The following is a 23,173-nucleotide window of genomic DNA, read 5'->3' on the forward strand; positions in this document are numbered from 1 at the left end:
CCTTTCGTCCGCAGTCCCTGTCAGGCGGAGCAGCGGGTGGGCGATGTCCTACGGGCCCGGTCCTGCGTCAGCTCAGTGTCCAGCGGAGCGGCGGCGCGCAGGATCCGGAGGCCGCGACGGTCGCACAATATCCCTTGCCCAGTGGGAGGTTGCTCAGTTTCCAGAGATCCACGGTGATCGGCAGCGGGCCCGGTGGACCGGTGCCGAGCCGGCGCGGCACGGGCACGTCGGCGGCCTTGGCGTACGCCTCCCGCCAGGTCCACCGGGCGAAGAAGGCCTGCCGCCCGGCGGCCGGGGGCAGGCCGGCGACCAGCCGGGCCTCGGCGGGGTCGAGGAAGCGGGCGGCCATCGCGCGGTGGTCGAGGTCGGTACGGACCTCCTCCAGGTCGACGCCGACGGTGCCGGTTCGGGTGACGGCGATCAGGGCCAGGTCGCCCGAGTGGCTGAGGTTGAAGTCGAGCGCCGCGGGGTGCGGTGCCGGTGTCAGGCGGGGGCGGCCGCGGGCGGTGCGGTGCAGGCGGAGGCCGGCGGGGGCCTGGCCGGTGTAGCGGGCGAGGACGGTGCGCAGCGCGCCGTGCGCGGCGACGAAGCGGGCGCGCTGGACCGGCAGCCGGCAGTGGTCGGCCCGCGCCCGCTCCTCGGGGTCGAGGAGGTCGGCGTACCGGCGCGCGGCCTGTTCGGACGGGTCGAGGCGGGCCTGCCAGACGTGCACCTCGCCCTCGGCGAGGGTCGGCGCGGCGGGGCCGTCCGGCCACCGGTCGGGTGGGTTCACGTGGGGTGGATTCACGTCGGGTGGGTTCACGTGGGGTGGATTCACGTGGGGTGGATTCACGTCGGGTGGGTTCACAGCGCGACCGCTCCGGCGATCCGGTCGGTCGGCCGGCGCAGCAGCCGGGACAGTTCGCGCAGGACCTCCTGTCGGGCGGAGTGCAGGAAGAAGTGCCCGCCGTCGAACAGCCGCATCGTGAAGGCGCCGGTGCTCTGCCGGGCCCAGGCGGCGAGGCCCTCGGGGTCGACGTGCGGGTCGGCGCGACCGCCGAAGGCGGTGATCGGGACGGACAGGGGTTCCTCCGGACGGTGGGTGTAGCAGTCGTTGAGCTGGAAGTCGGCCCGCAGCCCGGGCAGGACCACCCGCATCGCCCGGGCGTCCGCCAGCAGCGATTCCGGTGTGCCGCCCAGCTCCCGGATCCGCTCCAGGAACTGGTCCTGCGGCAGGTGGTGGATCAGCGGCCGGTTGTGGGCGAGCTGCGGGGCCCGGCGGCCGGAGACCACCAGGTTCTCGGGAGCGGGGGCGCCGAGGGCACGGAGGCGGCGGGCGAAGGAGAACGCGATCAGCGCTCCCATGCTGTGGCCGAACAGGGCGAAGGGGGGCCGGCAGTGGTCGGCCAGGGCCTCGGCGAGGTCGGGCAGCAGGTCCTCGACGTCGGTGTAGGCCGGCTGGAAGATCCGCGACTCGCGGCCCGGCAGCCGTACGGCGCACACCTCGACGTCGTCGGGCAGGACGCGCGGCCAGTCGCCGAAGGCCGAGCTGCCGCCGCCGGCGTAGGCGAAGCAGATCAGCCGGAGCCCGGCGCCGGGCTTGGGCTCGGTCCTGACCACCCAGGGGCTGCCGGCCGCCGTCACCGCTGCCCGTCCTCTCCGGTGGGGGTGTGGACGGTGAGGTACCGCGGGTCGTCGGGAACGTCGGTGAGGTCGGCCTCGAACAGCGTCGGCCCGTCGTCGCCGGGGAGCCGGCGGAAGCCCGTGAACTTGTAGGTGATCAGCATCATCCGGTTGCGCCCGTTGGGCAGGTACTCGGCCAGCAGGCGGACGCCGGCGTCCCGGGCGCTGCGGCGCAGGTGGTTGATGATCACGCCGCCGACGCCTCGGGACATCACCCGGCAGGACATCAGCAGCAGCTTGACGGTCCAGGCGCCCGGGTCCTTGGCGACCAGCACCAGGCCGATGGTCCCGTACGGGCCGTGGCGGTCCTCAAGGCGGGCGACCAGCAGTTCATGGGTGTCCGAGCGGCGGAAGGCGTCCAGCTCGTCGTAGGAGTAGGTGTAGCCGGTGGTGTTGAGCTGGTGGGTTCGGACGGTCAGCTCCTCGGCCCTGCGCAGGTCCTCCTCCCGGGCGGGGAGGACGGTGAGGGTCATGCCGAGGGTGGCGAGGAAGGCCTCCTGGGGGCCGGTGAACTCCTTCTCGACCCGGGTGCGCTCCTGGTCGGCGAGGTACATCTCGCGGCGCCGGGCGGAGTCGTCGGTGATGAACCGGGGCGAGAACTCCGGCCGGTCGGCGAGGCCGGCGGCCTCCGCCGCGTCGACGACCAGCAGTTCCGGGATCTCGAAGGCGACCTCACCGCGTTCGAAGACGTCGTCGTCGACGAAGGCGAAGGCGTCCGGGCCGAGGTTGAGCGAGGTGGCGATCGAGCGGATCGACGAGGACTTGGCGTTCCAGTTGATCTGCGGGTAGAGGAAGTAGTCGAGCAGGCCGTGCCGGCGCAGCGCCGCCGTGGCGGCCTCGTGGTCGTTGCGGCTGGCGATCGAGTGCAGGATGCCGCGTCGGTCGAGTTCGACGATGACCTCCCGCAGCCCGGGGCGCAGCGGCACCTCGCCGTCCTCCAGCAGGATGCCGTCCCACAGGGTGTGGTCGAGGTCCCAGACGACGCATTTGACCGTCCTGGCGGGCTTGTCGGTGGTGGCGTCCTGGTGGTCGGCGGTGCCCGGGGTGGTCATGCCGTCACCCTTTCCTTGGGGGTGGTGCGGGGCCGGGAGTGGTAGGCGGATTCGGCGATGGTGGCCTGCTGGAGTTCGGTGCTGCCCTCGATGATCTCCATGACCTTGGCGTCCCGCAGGTAGCGCTGCACGGGGTAGGCGTCGCCGCAGCCCTGGGCGCCGTGCACCTGGACGGCGTCCGAGGCGGAGCGGAAGGCGGTGCGCGAGGCGTGGTACTTGGCGAGCCAGGTGGCGTGCAGACTCTCGGTGGAGCGGTCGTGCCGCAGCCAGCCGGCCTGCTGGCAGAGCAGCCGGGCGGCGGCGGTGCCGGTGGCCATGTCAGCGATCATCCGCTGGACCAGCTGGTGGTCGCGGAGCCGGACGCCGAAGGTCTCCCGCCGGTCGGCGTGGTCGAGGGAGGCGTCCAGGCACGCCTGGGCGAGGCCGACGCAGCCCCAGGCGACGCTGTAGCGGCCGAGTTCGAGGGCGCTGGCGGCGACGGCGGTGAGTCCGAAGCCGGGGCGGCCGAGCAGTGCCTCGGGGGCCACCCGGCACTCCACGAGACTGAGTTCGGCGAGCATCGAGGCCCTGGTGCCGAGGACGCCGGTGACCGGCCGGACGGTCAGCCCGGGGGCGTCCCGGGGCACCAGGAAGGCGGCCTCCCGGCCGTCCAGGCGGGCGAACAGCAGGTACACGTCGGCGCGTTGGCCGAAGGTGATCCAGCGCTTCTCACCCGTGAGCCGGAAGCCGTCGTCGGTGCGCCGGGCGGCGGTGCGCAGGGCCTTGACGTCGCTGCCGGCGCCGGGCTCGGTGAGCGCGAAGGCACCGATCGCCTCGCCGGTGGCGAACTTCGGCAGCCAGTGCGCGCGCTGCTGTTCGCCGCCCCACCGGGCGACCGCGTACGAGGCCATGCCGTGCACGGTGACCAGGCTGCGCACGGACGAACAGCCGCGGCCGAGTTCCTCGTTGAGCAGGCCGAAGGTGATCGGGTCCAGTTCGGTGCCGCCGTACCCGGCCGGGACGGCGGCGCCCAGCAGGCCCCGGGCGGCGAACTCCTCGAGGAACTCCTCGGGGAGGCGCTCGGCGCGGTCCCAGGCGTCCGCGTGCGGGGCGACGGCCTCCCGGCTGAAGGACTCGTACTCCTCCCGCGCCGCGGCCTGGCGCTCGGTCAGTTGCACTCTGATGGCCATCGGTCCCTCTCCTGCCTCGTCTCTACGGTCGGGATGGTCACGGGAGGGTCAGGAGTGCCGCGCGGCGGCGCCCACGGCGGCCCGCTTGCGGGTGACCAGCGCGTCGAGGGCGCGCACGGTGTTGAAGTTGGCCATCTCCAGGTCGTCGTCGTCGACGGTGATGTCGAACTCGCCCTCGACGAACAGCACCAGCTGCATGATGAAGAGCGAGTTGACGAATCCGGTGGCGAAGATGTCCTCGTCGTCGGTGAGCCGGTGCTCGCCGAAGAACTGGGCGAGGAAGGCGAGGATCTGCGGCTTGTGGTCGGCCGTCGTCATGGCGGGCGGTTCCTCCTTCTCGTTCGGGTGCCGGGTTCGGCTGGGGCTGGGACGTACGGTCAGGCCAGGGTGGTCGCGTAGCTGTAGAAGCCCTGGCCGCTCTTGCGGCCGAGCAGGCCGGCGTCGACCATCCGGACCAGCAGCGGGCAGGGCCGGTACTTGCTGTCGCTGAACGCGGTGTAGAGGCCCTCGACGGACTGCAGGATGGTGTCCAGGCCGATCAGGTCGGCGGTCTCCAGCGGGCCCATGGTGTGGCCGAAGCAGGTCTTGAAGATCCGGTCGACCTCCTCGGCGCCGGCCACGCCCTCGTGGACCAGGTAGACGGCCTCGTTCACGGTGAGCATCAGGACCCGGTTGGTGACGAAGCCCGGCGAGTCCTCCACCAGGATTCCCTCCTTGCCGAGTCGGGTCAGCAGGGTGCGGGCGGTGTCCACCGTCGCGGCGGAGGTGTGGTGGCCGCGGATCATCTCCACGGTCGGCTTGAGCGGGACGGGGTTCATGAAGTGCATGCCGAGCACCCGGTCGGGGCGAGAGGTGGCCGCGCCGATCCGGGTGATCGGGATGACCGAGGTGTTGGCGGCGAACACGGTGCGCTCCGGGCAGATCGCGTCCAGGCGCGCGTACACGCCCTTCTTGAGACCCCAGTCCTCGGTGATGTTCTCGATCACGAAGTCGGCTCCGTCGAAGCCCTCGTAGTCGGTGGTGCAGCTGATCCGCCCGAGGACGGTCCGCCGGTCCTCCTTCGGGCCCTCGGCACCCAGCACCCGCCCGAAGCGCAGGCCCTGACCGATGGTGCGCTCGGCGGCGGCGAGGATCTCCTTCGTCCGGTCGACGAGCAGGACCTGGTGGCCGGTCTGGGCGAGCGCCTGGGCCAGACCGGTGCCCATGACGCCGGCGCCGACCACGCCGACCGTGTGGATGTCAGACATCTGCTGTGCTCCGCTTCTGTTCGGCCGGGGTCGTCTCCCCCGCGGTGCCGGTCGTCGGTTCGGTGTCGAGGCGTCGCCGGAGCGCGGCGGCCTGGTCCGCCACGGTCAGCGTCTCGAAGAGGGCGTTCAGCGGCAGGTCGACGCCGAACCGGCGCCGGATCCGGGCCGCGAGCTGGAGGCCGAGCAGCGAGTGGCCGCCGAGCTCGAAGAACTCGTCGTGCACGCCGACGCGTTCCAGGCCGAGCAGTTCGGCCCACAGCCGGGCCAGCACGGTCTCTGTCTCGTCCCGGGGCTCGGTGTAGGCGGTGAGGACGCCGGGGCGCGGGTGGACGGCGGTGTCCTGCGCCGGGCCGTCCGCCGGGGCGCCCACCCGGTGGGCGCGGATGTCCGCGAGGAGGGCGTCCAGGTCCTTGGCGACCACGGCGACCTGCGGGCCGAGCCCGGCGGCGAGCAGCCGCAGCAGCGCCTCGACGCCTTCGGCGGGCCGGATGCCCTGGTCCAGGTGGTCGCGCAGCGGTCCGGCGTCGCCCGGCCGGCCGGGGGCGGTGGCGGCGGGCGGGAAGCGGTAGGCGGCGGTCTCGCGGGAGGTGCCGTCGCGCAGCGCTTCGAGCCGGGTCTCCAGGTCGGCGACCCGTTTGAGGACGAAGTCCTCGACCCGGACGGTCTCCAGGCCGGTCTCGTCCAGCAGGGTGAAGTCCGCGGTGAAGGTCTCCTTGCCGGGCCGGTCCGCCTCGTGGAAGCGGTGGTGGCTGTAGATCCGGCGCGGCAGCGGGGCGAGCAGGGTGAGCCGGCCGTAGCTGAGCGGGATCCGGAACTCCTCGGCGAGGTTCATGCCGTGGAACCCGGCGCCGAGGTCGAGCAGGGACGGGTGGAGGGCGATCCGCTCCAGGTCGCCGGTGAATTCGTCGGGCAGTTCGAGTTCGGCCAGCGCCTCCTTCTCGCCGAGGTGCACCCGGCGCAGGCAGCGGGAGCGCGGGCCGAAGCCCATCGGGCCGGTGTGGGTGACGGCGCCGAGGTCGCGCAGGCCGGCGCGGGCGATCAGCTCGGCGATGTCGTGGCGGCGGCGCGGGGCGGCGCCGTCGCCGAGGGGGCCGACGGAGCCGGTCACGTGGACCTGCCAGCCGTCCACGTCGGCGGGGTGGGCCGGGTCGGCGGCGTCGCCGGTCTCGCGGCTGACCACGGCGAAGCTCGGCGGGGTGTGCCGCTTGTCCAGGACGACCCGCAGTTCGCGCTGCCGGTCCTCGCCGATGACCACCGGGGAGAGGAAGGTGACCTGGTCGAGCACGGCCCTGGCGTCGCCGCTCTGGTGCTCGTGGACGGCGCGGGCGAGTTCCAGGTGGCCGGTGCCGGGGACGACGGCGTTGCCGGCCATCCGGTGCTCGTCGATCAGCCAGGAGGTGGCGACGCTGAGCGCGACGGAGTAGACGGCGACGGCTTCGTCGTCGCGCAGGCAGGCGTCGAGCAGCGGGTGGTCGACGGGGCCGGTGCGGCCGTCGGCGGGCCGGTCGGCGCCGGCGCCGATGGTGCGGAAGGCCATGCCGACCTCCTGCCAGCCGTCCCAGTTCACCGACACGGTGCGCGGGCCGCCGGTGGCCTCGTTGTGGTGGGCCAGGGCGTCCAGGAAGGCGTTGGCCGCGACGTAGTCGATCTGCCCGACGCCGCCGGTCAGGGCGAGGCTGGAGGAACAGTGGACGGTGAAGTCCGGGGCGAGCCGGCGGGCCAGCGCGTCGACCACCAGGCCGCCGCGCACCTTGGGGTCGAGCACCCGGTCGGCGGCCTCGACGGTCTTCAGCTGGGCGAGCCCGGCGGCCGGGACGCCGGCCGCGTGCACGATCCCGTGGACGGCGCCGAACCGCTGCACGGCCTGGTCGGCGATCCGGTGCATGGCCGCGGGGTCGGTGACGTCGGCGGCGGCCGTCATCACCTGCGCCCCGAGCTCTTCGAGTTCCAGGACGGCCCGGATCCGCTCCCCCGCCGCCCCGCCCCGGCGGTCGCCGGTGAGCAGGGCGTCCCAGCTCTCGCGGGGCGGCAGCGGGGTGCGGCCGACCAGGACGAGCCGGGCCCGGGCGGCGGCGGCGAAGTGGCGGGCGAGGGAGAGGCCTACACCGCCGAAGCCACCGGTGATCAGGTAGACGCCGTTCTCGCGCAGCGGGGTGCGGCCGTCCTCGGTGGTCTCCACCCGGACGGGCCGGTGGGTGCGCTCCCAGCGGCGGCGGCCACGCAGGGCGGTGAGCGGGCGGGTCGGCTCGTCGAGGAGTTCGGCGTACAGCAGGTCGGTGTCCTCCGGCGTCCAGCCGCGGCCGGGGGGCAGCGAGAGGTCGACGGCCCGGCAGACGGTGCCGGGCTGTTCCAGCGGCAGGACCAGGGCCGGGCCGGTGACGGTGGCCTTCTCCGGGACGACGGGCTCGGTGCCGAGGACCGCGAAGGCGTCGCTGGAGACCACGGCGAGGTCCAGCGGGGCGCCGGGGGCGGTGGCGGTGAGGGCCTGGTCGAGCCGGAGCAGGCTGTGGAAGCCGCGTTCCAGGGTCTCGTCGGCGGGGCGGCGCGGGCCGACGCTCCACAGGTGGACGATCCGGTCGGGCGGGCCGCCGTCGGCGGTCAGCCGTTCGACCAGGCGCCGGTGGTCGGCGGCGCTGCCGGGGTCCATCTCGTAGCCGCCGTCGGGGAGTTCGCTCCAGCCGCGGGCCGCCCGGACGGTGCTGACGCGGTGGCCGTCGCCGCGCAGCCGGTCGGCGAGCGCCTCGCCGACGCCCTCCTCGTCGGTGAACAGCAGCCAGCTCCCGGCCGCCGGGGCGGTGGTCGCCGGGCGGGGCGGCAGCGACTCCCAGACGGGGATGTGGAACCAGTCCGCCAGGTCCGCCCGCCGGCCGGGCGAGGACGCGGCCCGGCGGGGTGCCGGGTCGATCCAGTGCCGGGTCTCCTCGAAGGGGTACGGCGGCAGGGCGGCCCTCACCGCCTCGTTGCCACCGCTGACGGCGGACCAGTCCAGGTCCACGCCGGCGGCCCACAGCCCTCCCGCGGTGTTCAGCAGGAACCGCTCCTCGCCCTGCCGGTCGAAGCGGCCCGGCAGGGAGGCGACGGCCGCGCCCGGCGCGGCGGAGGCGGGCCGCAGCTGCAGGGCCAGGCTGGTCAGCGACTGGCCGGGGCCGGTCTCCAGCAGGATCCGTCCGGGCTGCCGCCACAGCCGGCCGATGCCGTCGGCGAAGCGCACCGGCCGGCGCAGGTGCCGCACCCAGTACGCCGGGTCGGTGACCAGCTCGGCGTCGGCCCAGTCGCCGGTGACGTTGGAGACGTACGGGACGGTCGGCGGGTGGAGGGTGACCCCGGCGGCGAGTTCGGCGAACTCCTCGACGATCGGGTCCATCAGGTGCGAGTGGAAGGCGTGGGTGGTCCGCAACTGCCGGGCCGCGATGCCGTCCGCGGCGAGCCGGGTCTCCAGGACGCCGACGGCCTCGGCGGTGCCGGCCACCACGCACAGCGCGGGCCCGTTGACGGCGGCCAGCGAGAGGCCGTCGTCCAGCAGGCCGAGGACGTGCTCCTCGGGCAGCGGCACGGCCAGCATGGCGCCGGCGGGCAGGCCGTCGATCAGCCTGGCACGGTGCGCGACCAGTTCCAGGGCGTCGTCCAGTGAGAGGACGCCGGCCAGGTGCGCGGCGGTGTACTCGCCGATGCTGTAGCCGATCAGCGCGGTCGGCCGCACGCCCCAGGACTCCCAGAGCCGGGCCAACGCGTACTCGATGGCGAAGGTCGCGGGCTGCGCGTAGCGGGTGCGGTCGAGTTCGGTGCGCTCCACGGCGGCCGGGCCGCGCAGCATCCGGCGCAGGTCGGGGCCGGCGGGGGCGGTGTCCGGCGCGCCGGCGGGGTGGATCAGCTCGCGCAGGTCGATGCCGAGGTGGGGGCGCAAGCCTTCGGCGCAGCGGTCGAGTGCGGCGCGGAACACCGGTTCGGTGGCGTGGAGTTCGCGTCCCATGCCGATGCGCTGCTCGCCGAGTCCGGGGAGCACCAGGGCGACCTGGCGGGGGGTGCCGTCGTGGTGGCCGGTGCGGACGGCGTTCGGGGCGCGTTCGCGCAGGGCGCGGGCGGCTTCGGCGGTGGACTCGGCGATCAGGAAGCGGCGGTGGCCGTAGTGGCGGCGGCCGGTCTGCAGGGTACGGGCGGCGCCGGCCAGGTCGGGGGCGCCGGGGCCGTCCAGGCGGTCGGCGAGGCGGTCGGTGGCGGCCTCCAGGGCGGTGGCGGTGCGGGCGGTGATCGGCAGCAGGACGCGGGCCCGGCCGGGGTCGCGGCGGGCGGGGGCGGGGGCCTCCTCCAGCACGACGTGGGCGTTGGTGCCGCCCATGCCGAAGGAGCTGACACCGGCCCGGCGCGGCCCGGGGCCGGCGGGCCAGTCGGTGAGCCGGGTGTTGACCCGGAACGGGACGGCGCCGAAGTCAATGGCCGGGTTGGGGACGTCGAAGTGCAGGCTCGGCGGGATCTGCCGGTGCTGGAGCGCCAGCACGGTCTTGATCAGCCCGGCGACGCCCGCGGCGGCGTGGGTGTGGCCGATGTTGCCCTTGACGGCACCGATCGGGCAGCTGCCGGGCGCGACGCCCCGGAAGACCCGGGTCAGGGCCTCGATCTCGATCGGATCGCCGAGCGGGGTGCCGCTGCCGTGGGCCTCGACGTAGCCGATGGTGGCGGGGTCGACCTCTGCGGTGTCGAGGGCGGCGCGGATCACCCGGGCCTGGCCGGCGACGCCGGGGGCGGTGAAGCCGATCCGCCGGGCGCCGTCGTTGCCGACCGCCGAGCCCTTGATGACGGCCCGGATCGGGTCGCCGTCGGCGAGCGCGTCCTCCAGGCGTTTGAGCACCACCATGCCGGCGCCGTTGGCGGCGACGGTGCCCTGCGCGGTGGCGTCGAAGGGCCGGCAGTGGCCGTCGGCGGAGAAGATCCCGCCGGGCTGGAACAGGTAGCCCTGGTGCTGGTGGGCGCGGACCGTCGCGCCACCCGCGAGCGCGGTGTCGCAGGCCCCGCTGAGCAGCGCCTGGCAGGCCAGGTGCACGGCGACCAGGGAGGTGGAGCAGGCGGACTGGACGGTGAGGGCGGGGCCGGACAGGTCGAGCTTGTACGCGATCCGGGTGGCCAGGAAGTCCTTCTCGTTGGCGATGTTCCGGGCGAACACCTCACCGGGGTCGTCGCCGTCGATCCGGGCGTCCACGTGGTCGACGTAGCTGTTGTAGTAGGTGCCCGCGTACACCCCGACCTGGCCGGGGACCGCGTGCGGGTCGTGGCCGGAGTCCTCCAGTGCCTCCCAGGCGCACCGGAGCAGCACCCGGTGCTGGGGGTCCATCAGGTCGGCTTCCCTGGGACTCATGCCGAAGAAGTCGGCGTCGAACCGGTCGGCGTCCGCCAGGACGCCCTGGGCGGCGACGTAGTCCGGGTCGGTGCGCAGCGCCTCGGGGACGCCCTGGTCGGCGAGTTCCCCGGGGGTGAAGAAGGTGATCGACTCGGTGCCGGTGCGCAGGTTCTCCCAGTACTGCTCGGGGCCGTCGGCGCCGGGGAAGCGGCAGGCGAGGCCGATGACGGCGATCTCCAGGCCGGTCGTGTCGTCGCTGTGCTCCATCAGCTGTTCTCCTTCCGCGCGCCGTCCCGCCGTCGGTCGAGCTGACGGCGCATCCGGTCGCGGCCGCGGTCGAGCCGCTCCCGGGTGTCGGGGGCGGTGGCCGCGGGCCGGCCCGACGCGCCGGGCTCCTCGGCCAGGTGCGCGGCGAGGGTTTCGACGGTGGGGCACATGGTCAGCGTCAGCAGCGGTACGTCGCGGCCGAGTTGCTCGCCGAGCCGGGCGGCGACGCGCTTGAGGAGCAGCGAGTTGCCGCCGAGGTCGAAGAAGTTGTCCTCGACGCCGAACTCCTCGGTGCCGAGCACCTCGGACCAGACGGCCGCGATCCGCCGTGCCAAGGGGTCGGCTGGGGCGGCCCGGTGACCGGGCGCGGCGGCAGCGGTGGCCAGGCGTTCGGCGAGCCGCAGTCGCTGCACCTTTCCGGTGGGGCTGCGCGGGACGTCGTCGACGACGAACACCCGGCTGGGGACCTTGAACTCGGCGAGCCGTTCCCGGGCGTACGCGCGCAGCTCCCGTTCGACGACCAGCGCGCCGGGCCGCGGGACGACGGCCACCGCGACGTCCTCGCCGAGCGTGGGGTGCGGGACGCCGAAGGCGACGGCGAGCTTGACGGTGGGGTGGCCGGCCAGCACGTCGTCGATCTCGACCGGGGCGACCTTGGAGCCGCCGCGGTTGATGATCTCCTTGCTGCGCCCGACCACGTACAGGTAGCCGTCCTCGTCGAGGCGTCCCTCGTCGCCGGTGCGCAGCCAACCGCCGGTGAAGGCACGGGCGTTGGCCTCCGGATTGGCCTCGTAGCCGGCCATCACGTTGGCGCCGCGGATGGCGATCTCGCCGGATTCGCCGGCCGGGACGGGGCGCCCGGCCTCGTCCAGCACGGCGACCGGGCCGCCGACGGGCAGGCCGACCGAGCGGAGCTTGCGCCGGCCGGGCGGCAGCGGGTTGCTGGTGACCAGCGAGCCGGCCTCAGTCATGCCGTACGCCTCGATGACCGGGGCGTGGAAGGCGTCCTCCAGGGCGGTGAGGGTCGGGCCGGGCAGCGGTGCGGAGGCGGAGCGGATGAACCGGAGCCGGCTGCCGGCGAGGACCTCGCGGTGGTCGTCGGCGACGGACAGCAGGGCCTGGTGCATGGCGGGCACGGCGGTGTACCAGGTCGGCCGGAACCGCTCCAGCCAGGTGTAGAACCCGGTGTCGCTGAAGCCGGGGGTGCAGACGATGCCGGCGCCGCGGACCAGGGTGGCCAGCAGGGTGCTGGTCAGGCCGTGGGCATGGAACAGCGGCATCGGGTTGAGGCAGAGGTCGTTCTCGTCGAGGGCGAAGGCGGCGCCGGTGTTGCGGGCGGCGACGTGCAGGTTGGCGTGGGTGAGCGGGACGAGCTTGGGCCGGTCGGTGGTGCCGGAGGTGTGCAGGATCAGCGCGGTGTCGTCCGGGCCGGCGGGGCCGCCGTCGGCGGCGGCGACCGGCGTGGCCGGGTCGGCGCAGTGCAGGTCGAACGCGCCCGCGGGGGTGCCGGGCCGGGAGCTGAGCTCGATGACCCGGATGCCGAGTTCGCGGGCCACCGCCACGGCGGGCGAGTCGTCGCCCGCCTCGATCAGCAGGGCGTCGGCCCGCATGTCGGCGAGGTGGAAGGCGAACTCCCGCTCCCGGTAGGCGGGGTTGAGCGGGGCGCTCTGGGCGTGCGCGGCCGTACCGAGGAACGCCGTGGCGAGGTCGGGGCCGTTGGGCAGCGCCAGGGCGACCCGGTGGGGGCGGCCGATTCCGAAGGTGTTCAGCGACTGCCCGATCTGCTCGATCCGGTCGGCGAGCGCCCGGTAGGTGAGCGGGGTCCGGTCGGGTGCGAGGAGGGCGGCGGCGTCCGGCCGGGCGGCGGCCCGGTCGGCGATCAGTCGGCTGAGGCCGGTGATCGGGGCGTCCTCGGTCACGGTGATCTCCCAGGTGGCTTCGTTGGTCGGGGTTCAGCGCGTCGGCAGGTTCCGGGGTTCGGCGGATCGGCAGTTCCGGGTTCGGCGGGTAGGCAGTTCGGCCACCGCCCACGCGGTGGGCGGCCGACCGGCGGGGGTCCGGGTGCCGGTGCGGACCCGGGCGCGGCGGGGGCCGTGGTCCGGCGGGTCGGCTCCGGCGATCTCGACGGTCAGGCGGTGGGACGCGGAGTCGGCGGCGGGGTGCAGTCGGCGCAGCGCCACCACCTGCTCGGCGGTGTGCGCGACGGAGAACTGCACGGCGGGCCGCAGGACGGCACCGTCCCAGCCGACCGGCCGGACGGCGCCCGGCTCGGCCGGCCCGATCCGCCGGTGCGCGTCGGGCGCGTCGGGCACCGGGCCGAGCCGGACCAGGCCGGTCCTCAACGTGTGCCGGGCCGCGCACCACTGGTCCTGCCGGGCGGCACCGGTGTGACCGCCGTGCCGGCCCGCGCGCTGCGCCGCACCGTGCCGGTCCTCGCCCCGGAGCAGCCGCACGCCGGTCACCGCCGTACCGGAGCGGGTTCGCGCACCACGTCAGCCAGGCTGCGCACGCCCGGGCCGGCGGCGGCCGCGTACCTGATCGCGCGCAGCACGCCGGGCAGGAAGGCGCGACGGTCGGCCATCCGGTGCAGGACCTCGACGTGCTCGCCGCTGCCCGCCGCGACCACCCGGTGCTCGCTGAGCGCGTCACCGAGGCGGAAGGAGGTGACTTCGGGGGCGGGGGCACCGGGGCCGCGGGCGCCCTGCCAGGCTGCGGCGAGGTGGCGGGCGGTGCTGCTGGGGCGGTCTCGCTTGCCGGCGAAGTGCAGGTCGCCGACGCCCGCGTTCCAGCTGTCGTCGGACTGGGCGGCGAGGTCCTCGACGAACCGGGTGACGGCCAGCAGGGCGAGGCTGTAGTTGGCGGCGACCACGACGGCGCGGCTCCGGCCGACCTCCGCCAGCAGCCGCTGGTGCCGGTCGCCGAGGCCGCTGGTGCCGATGACCAGCGCGCAGGGCACGCTGCGGGCCTGGTCGAGCAGCTCGGCGGTGGCCTCCTCGGCGGTGAAGTCGACGATCACCGGGTCCGGGTCGGTGAGGTCGGCGAGGCGGTGCACCACCGGCCCGGGCGGGTGCAGCGGCGGCCCGGACGGGTGCGCCTCGGCCGGGCCGGGCGTCGGGGGGCGGAGGCTGAGCCGGGCGGACAGCGCGAGGTCGGGGGCGTCCAGGACGGCCTGTCGGACGACGCCCGCCATCCGGCCGGTCAGGCCGCAGACGGCGACGGGGACGGGGACGGGGACGGTCATGGGCCGACCGCCTCCGGGACCAGGCCCATCCGGCGGGCGAGTTCGTTCTCGACGACGCGCCGGCCGCCGAAGTAGGCCTGGAGCGCGGCGTCGGGCCAGTCGGCGGCGTCCGCCGGGGCGTGTTCGAGGCCGAGTTCGGTGGCCAGGTCCTCGGCGGTCCGGGCGGTCCGTTGGATCAGGTCGACGCAGCTCAGCAGGGTGGCGAGGGCCGCCTGGCCACCGGGTTCCTCCGCCTTGAACCCCGCCCCGAACCGGGCGGCGACCGAGGCCAGTGAGATCTCGATCTCCAGCTTGCTGAGTTCGTGGGCCAGGTACTGGGAGGTGGACAGCGCCTCGACGCCCTCGCCGACCCGGGCCAGCGCCCGGCGCAGGTCGGCGACGACCCGGGCGGGCCAGGCGAGGGCGCGGCGGCCGAACGCCCAGGCGTACGCGTCGAGGGCCACCGTCAGCTCTCCGCCGGGCGCCCAGCCGACCGGGCGGGACAGTGCGGCGGCGGGGGCGCCGTCGAGTTCGGCCCACCCCCAGCCGGCGGCTCGGCCGGCCCCGTACAGCCGTACGCCGGCCGCGTCGTGCGGGAGCAGCGCCAGCCTGGTGCCGCCGTCCAGCCGGACCGGGACCACGGACACCTCGGCATCCTGGGTGGCGTACCGGTAGCGGCCGTGCAGAAGCGTCCGGGAGCCGTCCCGGTCGGCCCGGACGGCGGGGGTGGTGAGGCTGAGCAGGGCGTTGGGGGTGAACAGGCCGAGCGAGGCCGTGACGTGGCCCGCACGGACGTCGTCGAGCAGCGGGGCGGTGGCGTCGAACGCGTCGAGCAGCGGCAGGACGCCGTGGACCTGCTCGGTGAGTGCGGCGGCCACGGCGAAGGACCGGGCTTCCCAGATCCGGTCCAGGGCCTCGTGCAGGGCCTGGTCGACTCCGGTTCCGGGGTCGGCAGCCGGCGGCAGGTCGAGTCCGCGGCGGGTCAGCAGCCCGTGCAGGGCGGCGAGGGCCCGGTCGGCGGCGACGGTCATGCGCGGCCTCCCTCGGCGAGCCGGGCCCGGACGAACCGGACGATCGAGTCGACGGAGTGCAGGTGCTCGGGGTCGGCCTCCGGGTCGATCACGGCGTCGTAGCGCTGTTCCAGCACCTCCATCAGGTTGATGTAGCCGATGGAGTTGACGCCCGCCCGGTCGAGTTCGCCGTCGGCGGCGCGCAGGTCGGCGACGGTGACGACCCGTCCGGTGGCGGTCTCGACGAGCAGTTCGATCTCCTCGCGGAGCTCCGTGTCGGTGCGGGCCGCCTCGTTGGCAGTACTCATGCGCCCACCTCGCTCCGCTCGGCGAGCGCTTCGCACAACGCGCACCTTCCGATGATTCGCTCACTCCGTTCACTCATGGCGCTCCTCCGGTTGCTAAGGGGTTTCGTCGGCGGCGCGGATCTCCTGGACCAGGCGGCGCAGTTCGGTCATCCGGGCCTTGCCGACGGTCGATCGCGGGATGGCGGGGAGGACCGTCACCCGTCCGGGCACCTTGAACGGTGCGAGGCGGGCGCGGCAGGCGTCGACGACCTCGGTGCGGCCGATCCGTCCGGTGCCGGCCAGTGCGGCGTGCAGGACGCTCTCGCCGTTGGCGTCGGTGTCGGCGAACACGGCGGCGTCCGTGACGCCGTCGAGGGCGAGCAGGGTGCGTTCGATCTCGGCCGGGTCGATCTTCCGGCCGGCCAGGTTGATCGGTCCGCCGAGCCGGCCGGTGACGAACAGCCGGCCGTCGACCAGGTGGCCGAGGTCGCCGGTGCGGTAGTAGCCGTCGGGGTCGAGCCGTTCGGCGAGGGCGCCGGGGGCGTTCAGGTAGCCGGCCGCCATCGACGCGGTGCGGACCCGCACCTCGGTCTCGCCGGTGGGCAGTTCCACGGCCCTGACGGACACCCCGGGCAGTGCGGTGCCGAGGCCTTCGGAGCGGTCGGGTTCGCGTTCGTAGGTGCACGGGCCGGTCTCGGCGATGCCGTAGTAGTCGGCGATCCGCACGCCGTACCGGGACTCGAACCCGCGCCGGACCTCGGGGTCGAGGACGGCGGCCGCTGAGACGGCCCGGCTGACGGTGGCGAACGCGTCGACGTCCGCCCGGGGTGCGGCGGCGAGCAGCCGGTAGGCCAGCGGGAAGGCCACCAGCCGGGTCGCGGCGGCGCGGGCGACGGCCCGGGAGATGCCGCCGGAGGTGGGCAGGCCCTGGTAGAGGTGGAGTTCGGCGCCGACCGTGAAGACCGGCAGCAGCGAGGTGTTGAACGCCAGCCCGTTGGTGAAGCCGGCCAGGCACAGCACCCGGTCGCCGGGGCCGAGGCCGGTGCCGGCCGCCCAGGTCCTCGCGGCGGCGATCACCGCGTCCGCGGTGAACTCCAGGCACTTGGGGGCGCCGGTGGTGCCGGAGGTGAACCGGCAGGTGGCGGTGGACTCCCGGGGCTCGGGGGCGTCGACCGGGGCCCGCAGTACGGCCAGGGTCAGCGCGCTGTCCGGGACGGCCCGGGCCTCGCCGCCGAGCGGGAACGGCTCGGTGCCGTCGAACAGGAAGGCCGGGACGCCGCAGCCAGCCCGGATGCCCTCCAGTTCGGTGGCGCCGAAGGTCGCGTCGATCAGAAACGGCAGCCGGCCGGCCACCAGCAGGGCGTAGTACGCGACCAGGTAGTCGGTGCTGTTGGCGGCGTGCAGGCCGACGTTGACCACCTCCGGCCCGAGCAGCGCGTCCAGGGTGCGGGCGCGTTCCCGCACCAGGGCGGCGAACCGGGCGTAGGTCAGCTCCTCGCCGCCCGCGACGACGGCCCGCCGATCCCCGTGCTCGGCGCAGGCGGCGAGGAACGCGGCGCCGAGCCGCTGCCCGTCAGCCACGGCGGGCTCCGTCCGCTCCGGCGGGCGCGAGTTCGAGTTCGGCCCGGCAGGCCATGCTGTGGTTGGCGATGGTCAGCATGGTGGTCTGGCTGCCGCCGGACATCCGGAATCCGCGCAGCTGGGCGTGGGCGCGCAGGGACGGGCTGTCCCACATGTAGCCCGCACCGCCCTCCAGGTCGGTGGCGAGCGCGGCCAGTTCGTTGGCCTTCTCCACGCAGAACCACTTGAGTTCGGCGATCTCGGGCACCGTGCTGCCACCGGCGGTCACCCGCAGGTAGGCGTCGGCGATGCCCGCCTCCATCAGCTCCTGGTGGGCGCGGGCCCGGGCCAGCGCGTGGGCGTTGACCGGCCAGGCGCCGAGCGGGCGGCCGCCGAGGCTGCGCCCGCGCACGTACCCGGTGATGTGCTCCAGCAGCGCGCGGTGGGTGAAGAAGGCGTCGGCGGCGATCAGCAGGCGCATCCGGGACATCACCCGGTTCCAGCGCATCAGCTGGCTGATGCCGCTGCGCGAGACCACCTGGGCGGAGGCGACCCGGACGCCGTCGAACTCCACCAGGGCGGAGTCGACGCTGCGGGTGCCGAGCTTGTCGTACACCTCGGTGACCCGCACACCCGGAGTGGACTTCTCCACCGCGATGATCGCGGGCGCGCCGTCCAGGACGGCGCTGACGAAGCACAGGTCGGCGGTGGCGCCGTTGATGACGAACTTCTTCCGGCCGTGGAGGACGATCCGGTCGCCCTCGGTGGTCGCCGTGGTGGGCTCCTCCGGAGACGGGTCGGTGTCGCACTGGCAGGCCACCAGCTCCCCGGCGATCAGCCCGTGGAGGTAGCGGTCACGCAGCGCCTGGTCCCGGGCGGACACCAGCCACTCGCAGGCGATCTCGTTCTGCACGTGCATCGCGAGGGCGATGCCGCCGTCCCGGGCGCCGGCCAGCGCCTCCCCGAGGACCAGCGCGCCGAGCAGGCCCAGGCCCTGGCCGCCGAGTTCGCGCGGTAGCGACACGCCCAGGAAGCCGTTCGCCGCGAGGTCCTGCCAGGTCTCCCGGCGCAGGTGCCCGTCGGGCGCGGTACGCCACTTGTCGAGCCACTGCGGGGTGAAGTGGCCCGCCGCCCGGTCCTGCAAGTCCCGGTGTCCATCGGTCAGTTGCTCGGACAGGATGCCATTGCTCAGCATGGAAACCACACACTGCTCCCTCTGGTCGAGCCTCGGCTCCGAGGCCGGGTCGGCTGCGGGTCTCGTCGGTTCCGCGGTCAGCCGGCCGGCCGCCGCGGGTCCCGTCCGTGGCTGTAGGCGATCGGCGCCCGGTCCCACTTGACGGCGTTCTCGTCGGCGATGCCGACCGCGATGACGTAGATGACCTCCTCCTCGTCCGCCAGCAGCGCCAGTCCGGCGATCCGGCCGGCGTCGAACCCGCCGAGGCAGGTGATGCCGACGTGCTGCGCGGCCGCCCCCAGGCACAGCCGCTGGGCGGCGCTCGCCGCGTGGAAGTGGAGTTCGGCCAGGCCCTGCTGGCCGCGTTCGCCGAGGAGTTGGCGCACCGGCGCGTGCAGCGCCACCAGCGCGGCGCAGCCGGCCGCGACGCCCTGGTTCATGCAGGCCGCGACCACCGCCTCCTCCGACCCGCCCTCGCCGCCGACCGGCAACAGCCGGTGGCCGGCCGGGTCGTACTCGTACGCGCCCGGGGCGAGGCCGTCGACGTTGCGCGCCAGCAGCCGCAGGCCGGCCAGCGGGCCGTCCGCGCAGTCGACGGCGATGCCGCCTCGGACGGCGGCCAGCGCGCGTCCGAGCGCGTCGGCCTCGATCGGCTTCGCCAGGAAGCCCTTGGCGGACTGCCGGCTGAGCACGACCCGGCCGAAATCGTCGGGGGCGGCGGTGCCGTCCCGGCCCGCCAGCGCCACCGGGGCGGTCGAGTCGTGACGGGGGCCGGCCGGACGGACCGACGCGGTGGTACCGAACTGCACCGGCAGGGCGCGGGGTTGGTGGTAGGTGCTGACCGGGCTGACCAGGTCCCAGGCCTCGCGTTCGGGGCCGTCGGGCTGCTCCAGGCCGCGTCCGCCGTCGTGCCACCAGATCGGTACGGCGAAGGGGTTGGCCGTCCGGCCGCCGGTCCCGGCCGGACGGCCCTGCGCGGGGGAGGTCAGGGTGACCAGGGCCTGGGGTTCCCGGCACAGGTTCTCCAGGCCGAACAGCCGGGAGAGGGCGCGACGGTCGAAGCGCAGCCGGACCTCGGGGGCGAAACCGGCGTCGGCGGCGGCCAGTGCGATGTTGGTGGCGGCGTGGGCGCTGTCCAGGTGGGTGTAGAGGTAGCCGCGCCGGCCGTACTTGCGCATCGCGTGCCAGGGCCGGGCCACCACGGCCACCACCGCGGCGGGCAGTTCGGCGGTGCCGTCCGCGGCTGTCGTCGGCGCACCGGACGGTGGTGCGGCGCTCAGGAGGTCGGCCAGCTCGGGGCGGCCGACGGCGGCCAGCCGGCGCAGGCTGCAGCCGGCCGCGCCGTAGTGGTAGAGCGCGTAGTGGTGGCCGTCCTGGAAGGCCACCAGCACCTCGAAAGGGTAGAGCGCCCCGGCGGACGGCGTGGTCCGGGCCCGCATCAGGGTCTTCCCCTTGGTGATCACCGCACCCGAACGCTCGCCGTAGCCCAGTCCGAGGACCTCGGCGATCCGCGTCCACTGGATGCTCATCCCCGGCTCCGGGCGATCGGCGGCCGGGGAGATCGTCTCCAGACTTGATCGCAGGCGCGTCTCGTTCCAGAACCCGGCCAGCAGCGGATTGGTCAACTCTTCGACGCCCATAGGTCCTCCCGCGTTCTCGGATCGGTGGTGCGGCGCCTCGCACAACGGGATCGGCCCCAGCTCGGGTCGGCGCTCGGGTGGGGCACCCGGCCGACGCTGACCTGCCGGATCGCGGCACGGCGCATCGGAGAACAGCCGTGGAAGAACCCCCGACCCGTCGCTGAACGCCACGGCCCGTCTCGTGTTCCGGGACGGTGCCGATCACTCAGCGGCCATTTGCCAACCAATCAGCCGACCGCCGAGGCTGTCCAGCGAACGCCGATGGCTCAGTCCGGCCATGGCCCCGACCGGCCATCGGCGCACCCGTGCGGACCGGTTCCGCGGTGTGACGCAGGCCACAGTGCGATCCCGTCCGGCTGCTGAGATGCGGGGTTGTTCGAGATGGGGACCATGACGCAGCATGGTTGCCGTTCGTGCACGCGGCACGACTGACCGTGCGCGCCCCGTGCGGGGGCCGCGCACCGGCCGGCGGCCGCTGCGGGGATGTCGAGCAGACCTGGGGGCGCACATGCAGGTTGAGTCCGACCGGCACGAGCCGTCGTTACCCGAGGCCCAGATGGGCCGGATCCTCGGCTCGGCCCGCCAGGCCATCAGCGAACTCGCTTGCAGAGTCGATGAGTTGGATCGTGAACTCGCCGAGGTCCACACCGCGGCGATCCCCGCCCACCTGGACCGCCTGGGCGGCCACGGGGTGGAGGTCTTCCGCGGCGAGGCGAGCGTGCGTCAACTCCTGGAGGACGCCACCATCACCGTGCGGGGCGAGGTGCTGAGCATGCACCCCGGCGCGCCGCCGGCGGCGCCGCTGCTGGTGGCCGGCCGGCGCCGGGACGAGGAGGTGCTGGGCCGGGGCGTGTCCATCCGGACCATCCACAGCGAGTCCATGCTCCGCGTCCCGCGCGGCCGGGCCCACCTGAAGGCGCTGCGCAAGGCCGGCGGCCGGATCCGCATCTCCGCGACCCTCCCCTACCGGCTGATCACGCTGGACGCCAACCTGGCCTTCGTCCCGCCGCCGAGCAGCGGCGACGGCGCCGAACCGGCCCTGGTGGTGGTCCGCAATCCCGACCTGGTCAGCCTCTTCGTGCAGACCTTCGAGTTCTGCTGGCAGGAGGCCCGCCCGGTCGAGACCGCCCCGCCCTCCCGGCAGGGCCCCACCGCGCGCCAGTACCAGGTCCTGCGGCTCATGCAGCTCGGGTACAAGGACGAGGCGATCGCCCGTGAGATCGGCGTCTCCTCCCGGACCATGCGGCGCATCGTCCGGGAGCTCTTCGAACAGCTCGACGCCACCGGCCGGTTCAGCGCGGGCATGGCCGCCCAGGCCCGCGGCTGGCTCATCCCGCCGCGCTCCCGCGACGGCTGCTCCTGACGCCTGTTCAGGCCTCCACGGTGGTGGGCTCCGTGGCGGGCGCCGGCACGGCGACGGCCAGGCCCGGGACGACCTCGGCACCCGGCAGCGAGGCCAGCGCCCGACCCGGCAGGATCAGCTTCCCTCGGCGGCGCCCACTGCCGACCAGGACGTGCGGCGCGGCGGCCACCGCCTCGTCGATCAGCAGCGGCCACCCGCCCGGAAGGCCCACCGGCGTGATGCCCCCGTACTCCATGCCGGTCGCCTCGACCGCGGCGTCCATCGGGGCGAACGACGCCTTGCGCGCCCCGAGGTGCTTGCGGACCGCCTGGTTCACGTCCAGCCGGGTGGTGGCCAGGACGACGCACGCGGCCATCGTGACCTCCCCTCCCCGCCTGGCGGAGACCACCACGCAGTTCGCGGAGTACTCCAGCGGCGCGTCGTAGGTCTCGCAGAACACCGCGGTGTCCGCCTTCTCCGGATCCGTGTCCACGTACAGCACCGTCCCGGCCGCCTCCGGCGCGTCCCACCCGCCCAGGGCCTCGGCCACCGGCGGGGCGAGCTCGTCCCGGACGTCACGTGCCGGGCGGACGGTCGGAAACTTCCCGAAGGGAGGCGTCACTTGGTCGCTCATGCGAGCACCCTAGCGAAGCCCCGCCGCCCGCGGCCACCGAACCCGACCGGGACGACACGCCGCGTTCGGTGGAACCTCCCGTGGGGTCCCGGGCGGCGACGCCAGGCTGTCCCCGTCGACCGCGGCCGCGCCCGCAGGACGCCGTCCCGGATGACCGCCCGCCCACCCCGACGAGGAGAAGCACGCCATGCCCACTGTGACGACGCGCGACGGTGTCGAGATCTTCCACAAGGACTGGGGCAGCGGACGCCCGGTCGTCTTCATCCACGGCTGGCCGCTGAACGCGGACGCCTGGGAGGACCAGATGAAGCTCGTCGCGGACCACGGCTTCCGCGGCATCGCCCACGACCGCCGGGGGCACGGACGCTCCGCCCAGCCCTGGACCGGTTACGACTTCGACACCTTCGCCGACGACCTCGACGACCTGATCACCGCGCTCGACCTGCGGGACGTCACCCTGGTGGGCCACTCCATGGGCGGCGGCGAACTCGCCCGCTACATCGGACGCCACGGCACCGAGCGGATCTCCGGGGCGCTCCTGCTGTCGGCCATCCCGCCCCTGATGCTCAGGACCGACAGGAACCCCGAGGGCGTGCCGGCCGAGGTCTTCGACAGCATCCGGGGCGGCATCCTCAACGAACGCTCGCAGTTCTGGAAGGACTTCGCTCCCGCCTTCTTCGGCGCCAACCGCCCCGGGAACGGCGTCACCCAGGGCAACCTGGACGCCTACTGGCTCCTGGCCATGCAGCAGAGCATCAAGGCGGGCGTGGACTGCGTGACCGCGTTCGCGCAGACGGACTTCACCGAGGACCTCGGGAAGTTCGACGTCCCCACCCTGGTCGTCCACGGCGACGACGACCAGATCGTGCCGATCGACGCCACCGGCCGCAAGACCGCGCAGCTCGTCCCCGGCGCCGTCCTCGAGGTCTACGAGGGCGCCGGCCACGGCATCGCCAACGTCCCCGGCGAGAAGGAACGGTTCAACCGGGACCTCCTCGGCTTCCTCCGGAGCTGACCTCGCCGCCAGCCCGCACGTCCCGGGCCCACCGCGGGCATCCGGAGTCGGCAGTATCCTCGTTCACCTCTCGGAGCCGAGAGGTGAGTGACAGGATGCCGATGCCGGCGCGGGTGAGGGAAGTTGGGGTCCATGATGGGTGATCGGTTACTGGTCAGGATCGAAGGCGGCAACTCGGCCGACGACGTGCGGTCGCTGCGGCAGTGGCTCCTGGAGGAGGACCGACTGCGCGGCCGGGTGCGGCTGGAGGAGGCGGCGCCGGCGCCGGGGACGCTGGGAGCCGTGCTGGACACGTTGACCGTGGCACTCGGTCCCGGTGGCGTGGCGACCGCGGTGGCGAGCGTGCTGATCTCCTGGATCCGACGGCAGCGGGGCAACGTGTCGGTGAAGGTGACCCGGCCCGACGGCACGGTGACCGAGTTCAGCGCCACTCACGTCAGCGGTCTGGAGGCGCCCCAGGTGCGGCAGCTGGCGGCCGAGTTCTCGTCCTCGCTCGAGCAGGGCATCGAGCACACCGACCCCGGCGCCGGTGGCGAGCGGGCGGCGCAGTGACGTCGGGCGC

General features: G+C 74.4%; 19 protein-coding genes. 3 read left to right on the forward strand and 16 right to left on the reverse strand.

The window, feature by feature from the left end; all coding sequences use genetic code 11:
- Positions 1–67: 67 nt before the first annotated feature.
- The 15 genes from ACH4J0_RS01745 to ACH4J0_RS01815 all read right to left on the reverse strand — a co-directional run bounded on the left by ACH4J0_RS01745 (position 68) and on the right by ACH4J0_RS01815 (position 19,620).
- Positions 68–772: a 4'-phosphopantetheinyl transferase family protein gene (locus ACH4J0_RS01745; RefSeq protein WP_396235685.1), complete on the reverse strand. Its 705-nt coding sequence runs from the start codon at positions 770–772 to the stop codon at positions 68–70.
- A 71-nt stretch (positions 773–843) separates the two neighbouring features.
- Entirely contained in the window at positions 844–1,623 is a 780-nt protein-coding gene (locus tag ACH4J0_RS01750) for a thioesterase II family protein (RefSeq protein WP_396235686.1), read from the reverse strand.
- The gene (locus ACH4J0_RS01755; RefSeq protein WP_396235687.1) at positions 1,620–2,714 is read right to left on the reverse strand and encodes an HAD-IIIC family phosphatase; all 1,095 of its coding nucleotides are present in this window, start codon (positions 2,712–2,714) and stop codon (positions 1,620–1,622) included. Before ACH4J0_RS01755 ends, ACH4J0_RS01750 begins: the two co-directional genes overlap by 4 nt.
- On the reverse strand, positions 2,711–3,883 hold the full coding sequence (locus tag ACH4J0_RS01760; protein ID WP_396235688.1) for an acyl-CoA dehydrogenase family protein: 1,173 nt from the start codon (positions 3,881–3,883) through the stop codon (positions 2,711–2,713). The genes ACH4J0_RS01755 and ACH4J0_RS01760 overlap by 4 nt, the downstream gene beginning before the upstream one ends.
- Before the next feature lie 48 nt (positions 3,884–3,931).
- Positions 3,932–4,201 carry an acyl carrier protein gene (locus ACH4J0_RS01765; RefSeq protein ID WP_396235689.1) on the reverse strand — a complete coding sequence of 90 codons (270 nt, stop codon included), beginning with the start codon at positions 4,199–4,201 and terminating at the stop codon, positions 3,932–3,934.
- A gap of 59 nt (positions 4,202–4,260) precedes the next feature.
- Positions 4,261–5,130 (reverse strand): 3-hydroxyacyl-CoA dehydrogenase family protein, encoded by an 870-nt coding sequence (locus tag ACH4J0_RS01770; RefSeq protein ID WP_396235690.1) that lies wholly within the window; start codon positions 5,128–5,130, stop codon positions 4,261–4,263.
- Positions 5,123–10,729 carry an SDR family NAD(P)-dependent oxidoreductase gene (locus tag ACH4J0_RS01775; protein WP_396235691.1) on the reverse strand — a complete coding sequence of 1,869 codons (5,607 nt, stop codon included), beginning with the start codon at positions 10,727–10,729 and terminating at the stop codon, positions 5,123–5,125. Before ACH4J0_RS01775 ends, ACH4J0_RS01770 begins: the two co-directional genes overlap by 8 nt.
- The gene (locus ACH4J0_RS01780; protein ID WP_396235692.1) at positions 10,729–12,648 is read right to left on the reverse strand and encodes an AMP-binding protein; all 1,920 of its coding nucleotides are present in this window, start codon (positions 12,646–12,648) and stop codon (positions 10,729–10,731) included. The genes ACH4J0_RS01775 and ACH4J0_RS01780 overlap by 1 nt, the downstream gene beginning before the upstream one ends.
- A 33-nt stretch (positions 12,649–12,681) precedes the next feature.
- Complete coding sequence (locus ACH4J0_RS01785; RefSeq protein WP_396235693.1) at positions 12,682–13,191, reverse strand: hypothetical protein; 510 nt, start codon at positions 13,189–13,191, stop codon at positions 12,682–12,684.
- The gene (locus ACH4J0_RS01790) at positions 13,188–13,970 is read right to left on the reverse strand and encodes a 4-hydroxy-tetrahydrodipicolinate reductase (protein WP_396235694.1); all 783 of its coding nucleotides are present in this window, start codon (positions 13,968–13,970) and stop codon (positions 13,188–13,190) included. Before ACH4J0_RS01790 ends, ACH4J0_RS01785 begins: the two co-directional genes overlap by 4 nt.
- On the reverse strand, positions 13,967–14,980 hold the full coding sequence (locus tag ACH4J0_RS01795) for a hypothetical protein (RefSeq protein ID WP_396235695.1): 1,014 nt from the start codon (positions 14,978–14,980) through the stop codon (positions 13,967–13,969). The genes ACH4J0_RS01790 and ACH4J0_RS01795 overlap by 4 nt, the downstream gene beginning before the upstream one ends.
- Entirely contained in the window at positions 14,977–15,267 is a 291-nt protein-coding gene (locus ACH4J0_RS01800) for a hypothetical protein (protein ID WP_396235696.1), read from the reverse strand. Before ACH4J0_RS01800 ends, ACH4J0_RS01795 begins: the two co-directional genes overlap by 4 nt.
- Positions 15,268–15,360: 93 nt before the next feature.
- Positions 15,361–16,827, reverse strand: a complete 1,467-nt coding sequence (locus ACH4J0_RS01805; RefSeq protein ID WP_396235697.1) for a class I adenylate-forming enzyme family protein — start codon at positions 16,825–16,827, stop codon at positions 15,361–15,363.
- Positions 16,820–18,001: an acyl-CoA dehydrogenase family protein gene (locus ACH4J0_RS01810; RefSeq protein ID WP_396235934.1), complete on the reverse strand. Its 1,182-nt coding sequence runs from the start codon at positions 17,999–18,001 to the stop codon at positions 16,820–16,822. Before ACH4J0_RS01810 ends, ACH4J0_RS01805 begins: the two co-directional genes overlap by 8 nt.
- Positions 18,002–18,078: 77 nt before the next feature.
- Positions 18,079–19,620: a nitroreductase family protein gene (locus ACH4J0_RS01815; RefSeq protein ID WP_396235698.1), complete on the reverse strand. Its 1,542-nt coding sequence runs from the start codon at positions 19,618–19,620 to the stop codon at positions 18,079–18,081.
- Positions 19,621–20,128: 508 nt separating this feature from the next.
- Between ACH4J0_RS01815 and ACH4J0_RS01820 the strand changes: the two genes are divergently transcribed.
- On the forward strand, positions 20,129–20,983 hold the full coding sequence (locus tag ACH4J0_RS01820) for an erythropoiesis-stimulating protein (protein ID WP_396235699.1): 855 nt from the start codon (positions 20,129–20,131) through the stop codon (positions 20,981–20,983).
- A 7-nt stretch (positions 20,984–20,990) separates the two neighbouring features.
- On the opposite strand, the gene ACH4J0_RS01825 is transcribed toward ACH4J0_RS01820, so the two are convergent.
- On the reverse strand, positions 20,991–21,596 hold the full coding sequence (locus ACH4J0_RS01825; protein ID WP_396235700.1) for a YbaK/EbsC family protein: 606 nt from the start codon (positions 21,594–21,596) through the stop codon (positions 20,991–20,993).
- A 187-nt stretch (positions 21,597–21,783) separates the two neighbouring features.
- Between ACH4J0_RS01825 and ACH4J0_RS01830 the strand changes: the two genes are divergently transcribed.
- Positions 21,784–22,611: an alpha/beta fold hydrolase gene (locus ACH4J0_RS01830; protein WP_396235701.1), complete on the forward strand. Its 828-nt coding sequence runs from the start codon at positions 21,784–21,786 to the stop codon at positions 22,609–22,611.
- A gap of 132 nt (positions 22,612–22,743) precedes the next feature.
- On the forward strand, positions 22,744–23,163 hold the full coding sequence (locus ACH4J0_RS01835) for a hypothetical protein (RefSeq protein ID WP_396235702.1): 420 nt from the start codon (positions 22,744–22,746) through the stop codon (positions 23,161–23,163).
- The last annotated feature ends 10 nt before the right edge of the window (positions 23,164–23,173 follow it).

The organism is Kitasatospora sp. NPDC017646 (genome assembly GCF_044329365.1).
GTDB lineage: Bacteria > Actinomycetota > Actinomycetes > Streptomycetales > Streptomycetaceae > Kitasatospora.

What these genes read in the sequence shown, in the direction of transcription:
- ACH4J0_RS01790 (WP_396235694.1), bottom strand. Translation starts at nt 13,970, where the DNA reads ATGACCGTCCCCGTCCCCGTCCCCGTCGCCGTCTGCGGCCTGACCGGC.
- ACH4J0_RS01770 (WP_396235690.1), bottom strand. Translation starts at nt 5,130, where the DNA reads ATGTCTGACATCCACACGGTCGGCGTGGTCGGCGCCGGCGTCATGGGC.
- ACH4J0_RS01825 (WP_396235700.1), bottom strand. Translation starts at nt 21,596, where the DNA reads ATGAGCGACCAAGTGACGCCTCCCTTCGGGAAGTTTCCGACCGTCCGC.
- ACH4J0_RS01760 (WP_396235688.1), bottom strand. Translation starts at nt 3,883, where the DNA reads ATGGCCATCAGAGTGCAACTGACCGAGCGCCAGGCCGCGGCGCGGGAG.
- ACH4J0_RS01800 (WP_396235696.1), bottom strand. Translation starts at nt 15,267, where the DNA reads ATGAGTACTGCCAACGAGGCGGCCCGCACCGACACGGAGCTCCGCGAG.
- ACH4J0_RS01765 (WP_396235689.1), bottom strand. Translation starts at nt 4,201, where the DNA reads ATGACGACGGCCGACCACAAGCCGCAGATCCTCGCCTTCCTCGCCCAG.
- ACH4J0_RS01775 (WP_396235691.1), bottom strand. Translation starts at nt 10,729, where the DNA reads ATGGAGCACAGCGACGACACGACCGGCCTGGAGATCGCCGTCATCGGC.
- ACH4J0_RS01810 (WP_396235934.1), bottom strand. Translation starts at nt 18,001, where the DNA reads ATGCTGAGCAATGGCATCCTGTCCGAGCAACTGACCGATGGACACCGG.
- ACH4J0_RS01830 (WP_396235701.1), top strand. Translation starts at nt 21,784, where the DNA reads ATGCCCACTGTGACGACGCGCGACGGTGTCGAGATCTTCCACAAGGAC.
- ACH4J0_RS01820 (WP_396235699.1), top strand. Translation starts at nt 20,129, where the DNA reads ATGCAGGTTGAGTCCGACCGGCACGAGCCGTCGTTACCCGAGGCCCAG.
- ACH4J0_RS01835 (WP_396235702.1), top strand. Translation starts at nt 22,744, where the DNA reads ATGATGGGTGATCGGTTACTGGTCAGGATCGAAGGCGGCAACTCGGCC.
- ACH4J0_RS01815 (WP_396235698.1), bottom strand. Translation starts at nt 19,620, where the DNA reads ATGGGCGTCGAAGAGTTGACCAATCCGCTGCTGGCCGGGTTCTGGAAC.
- ACH4J0_RS01755 (WP_396235687.1), bottom strand. Translation starts at nt 2,714, where the DNA reads ATGACCACCCCGGGCACCGCCGACCACCAGGACGCCACCACCGACAAG.
- ACH4J0_RS01795 (WP_396235695.1), bottom strand. Translation starts at nt 14,980, where the DNA reads ATGACCGTCGCCGCCGACCGGGCCCTCGCCGCCCTGCACGGGCTGCTG.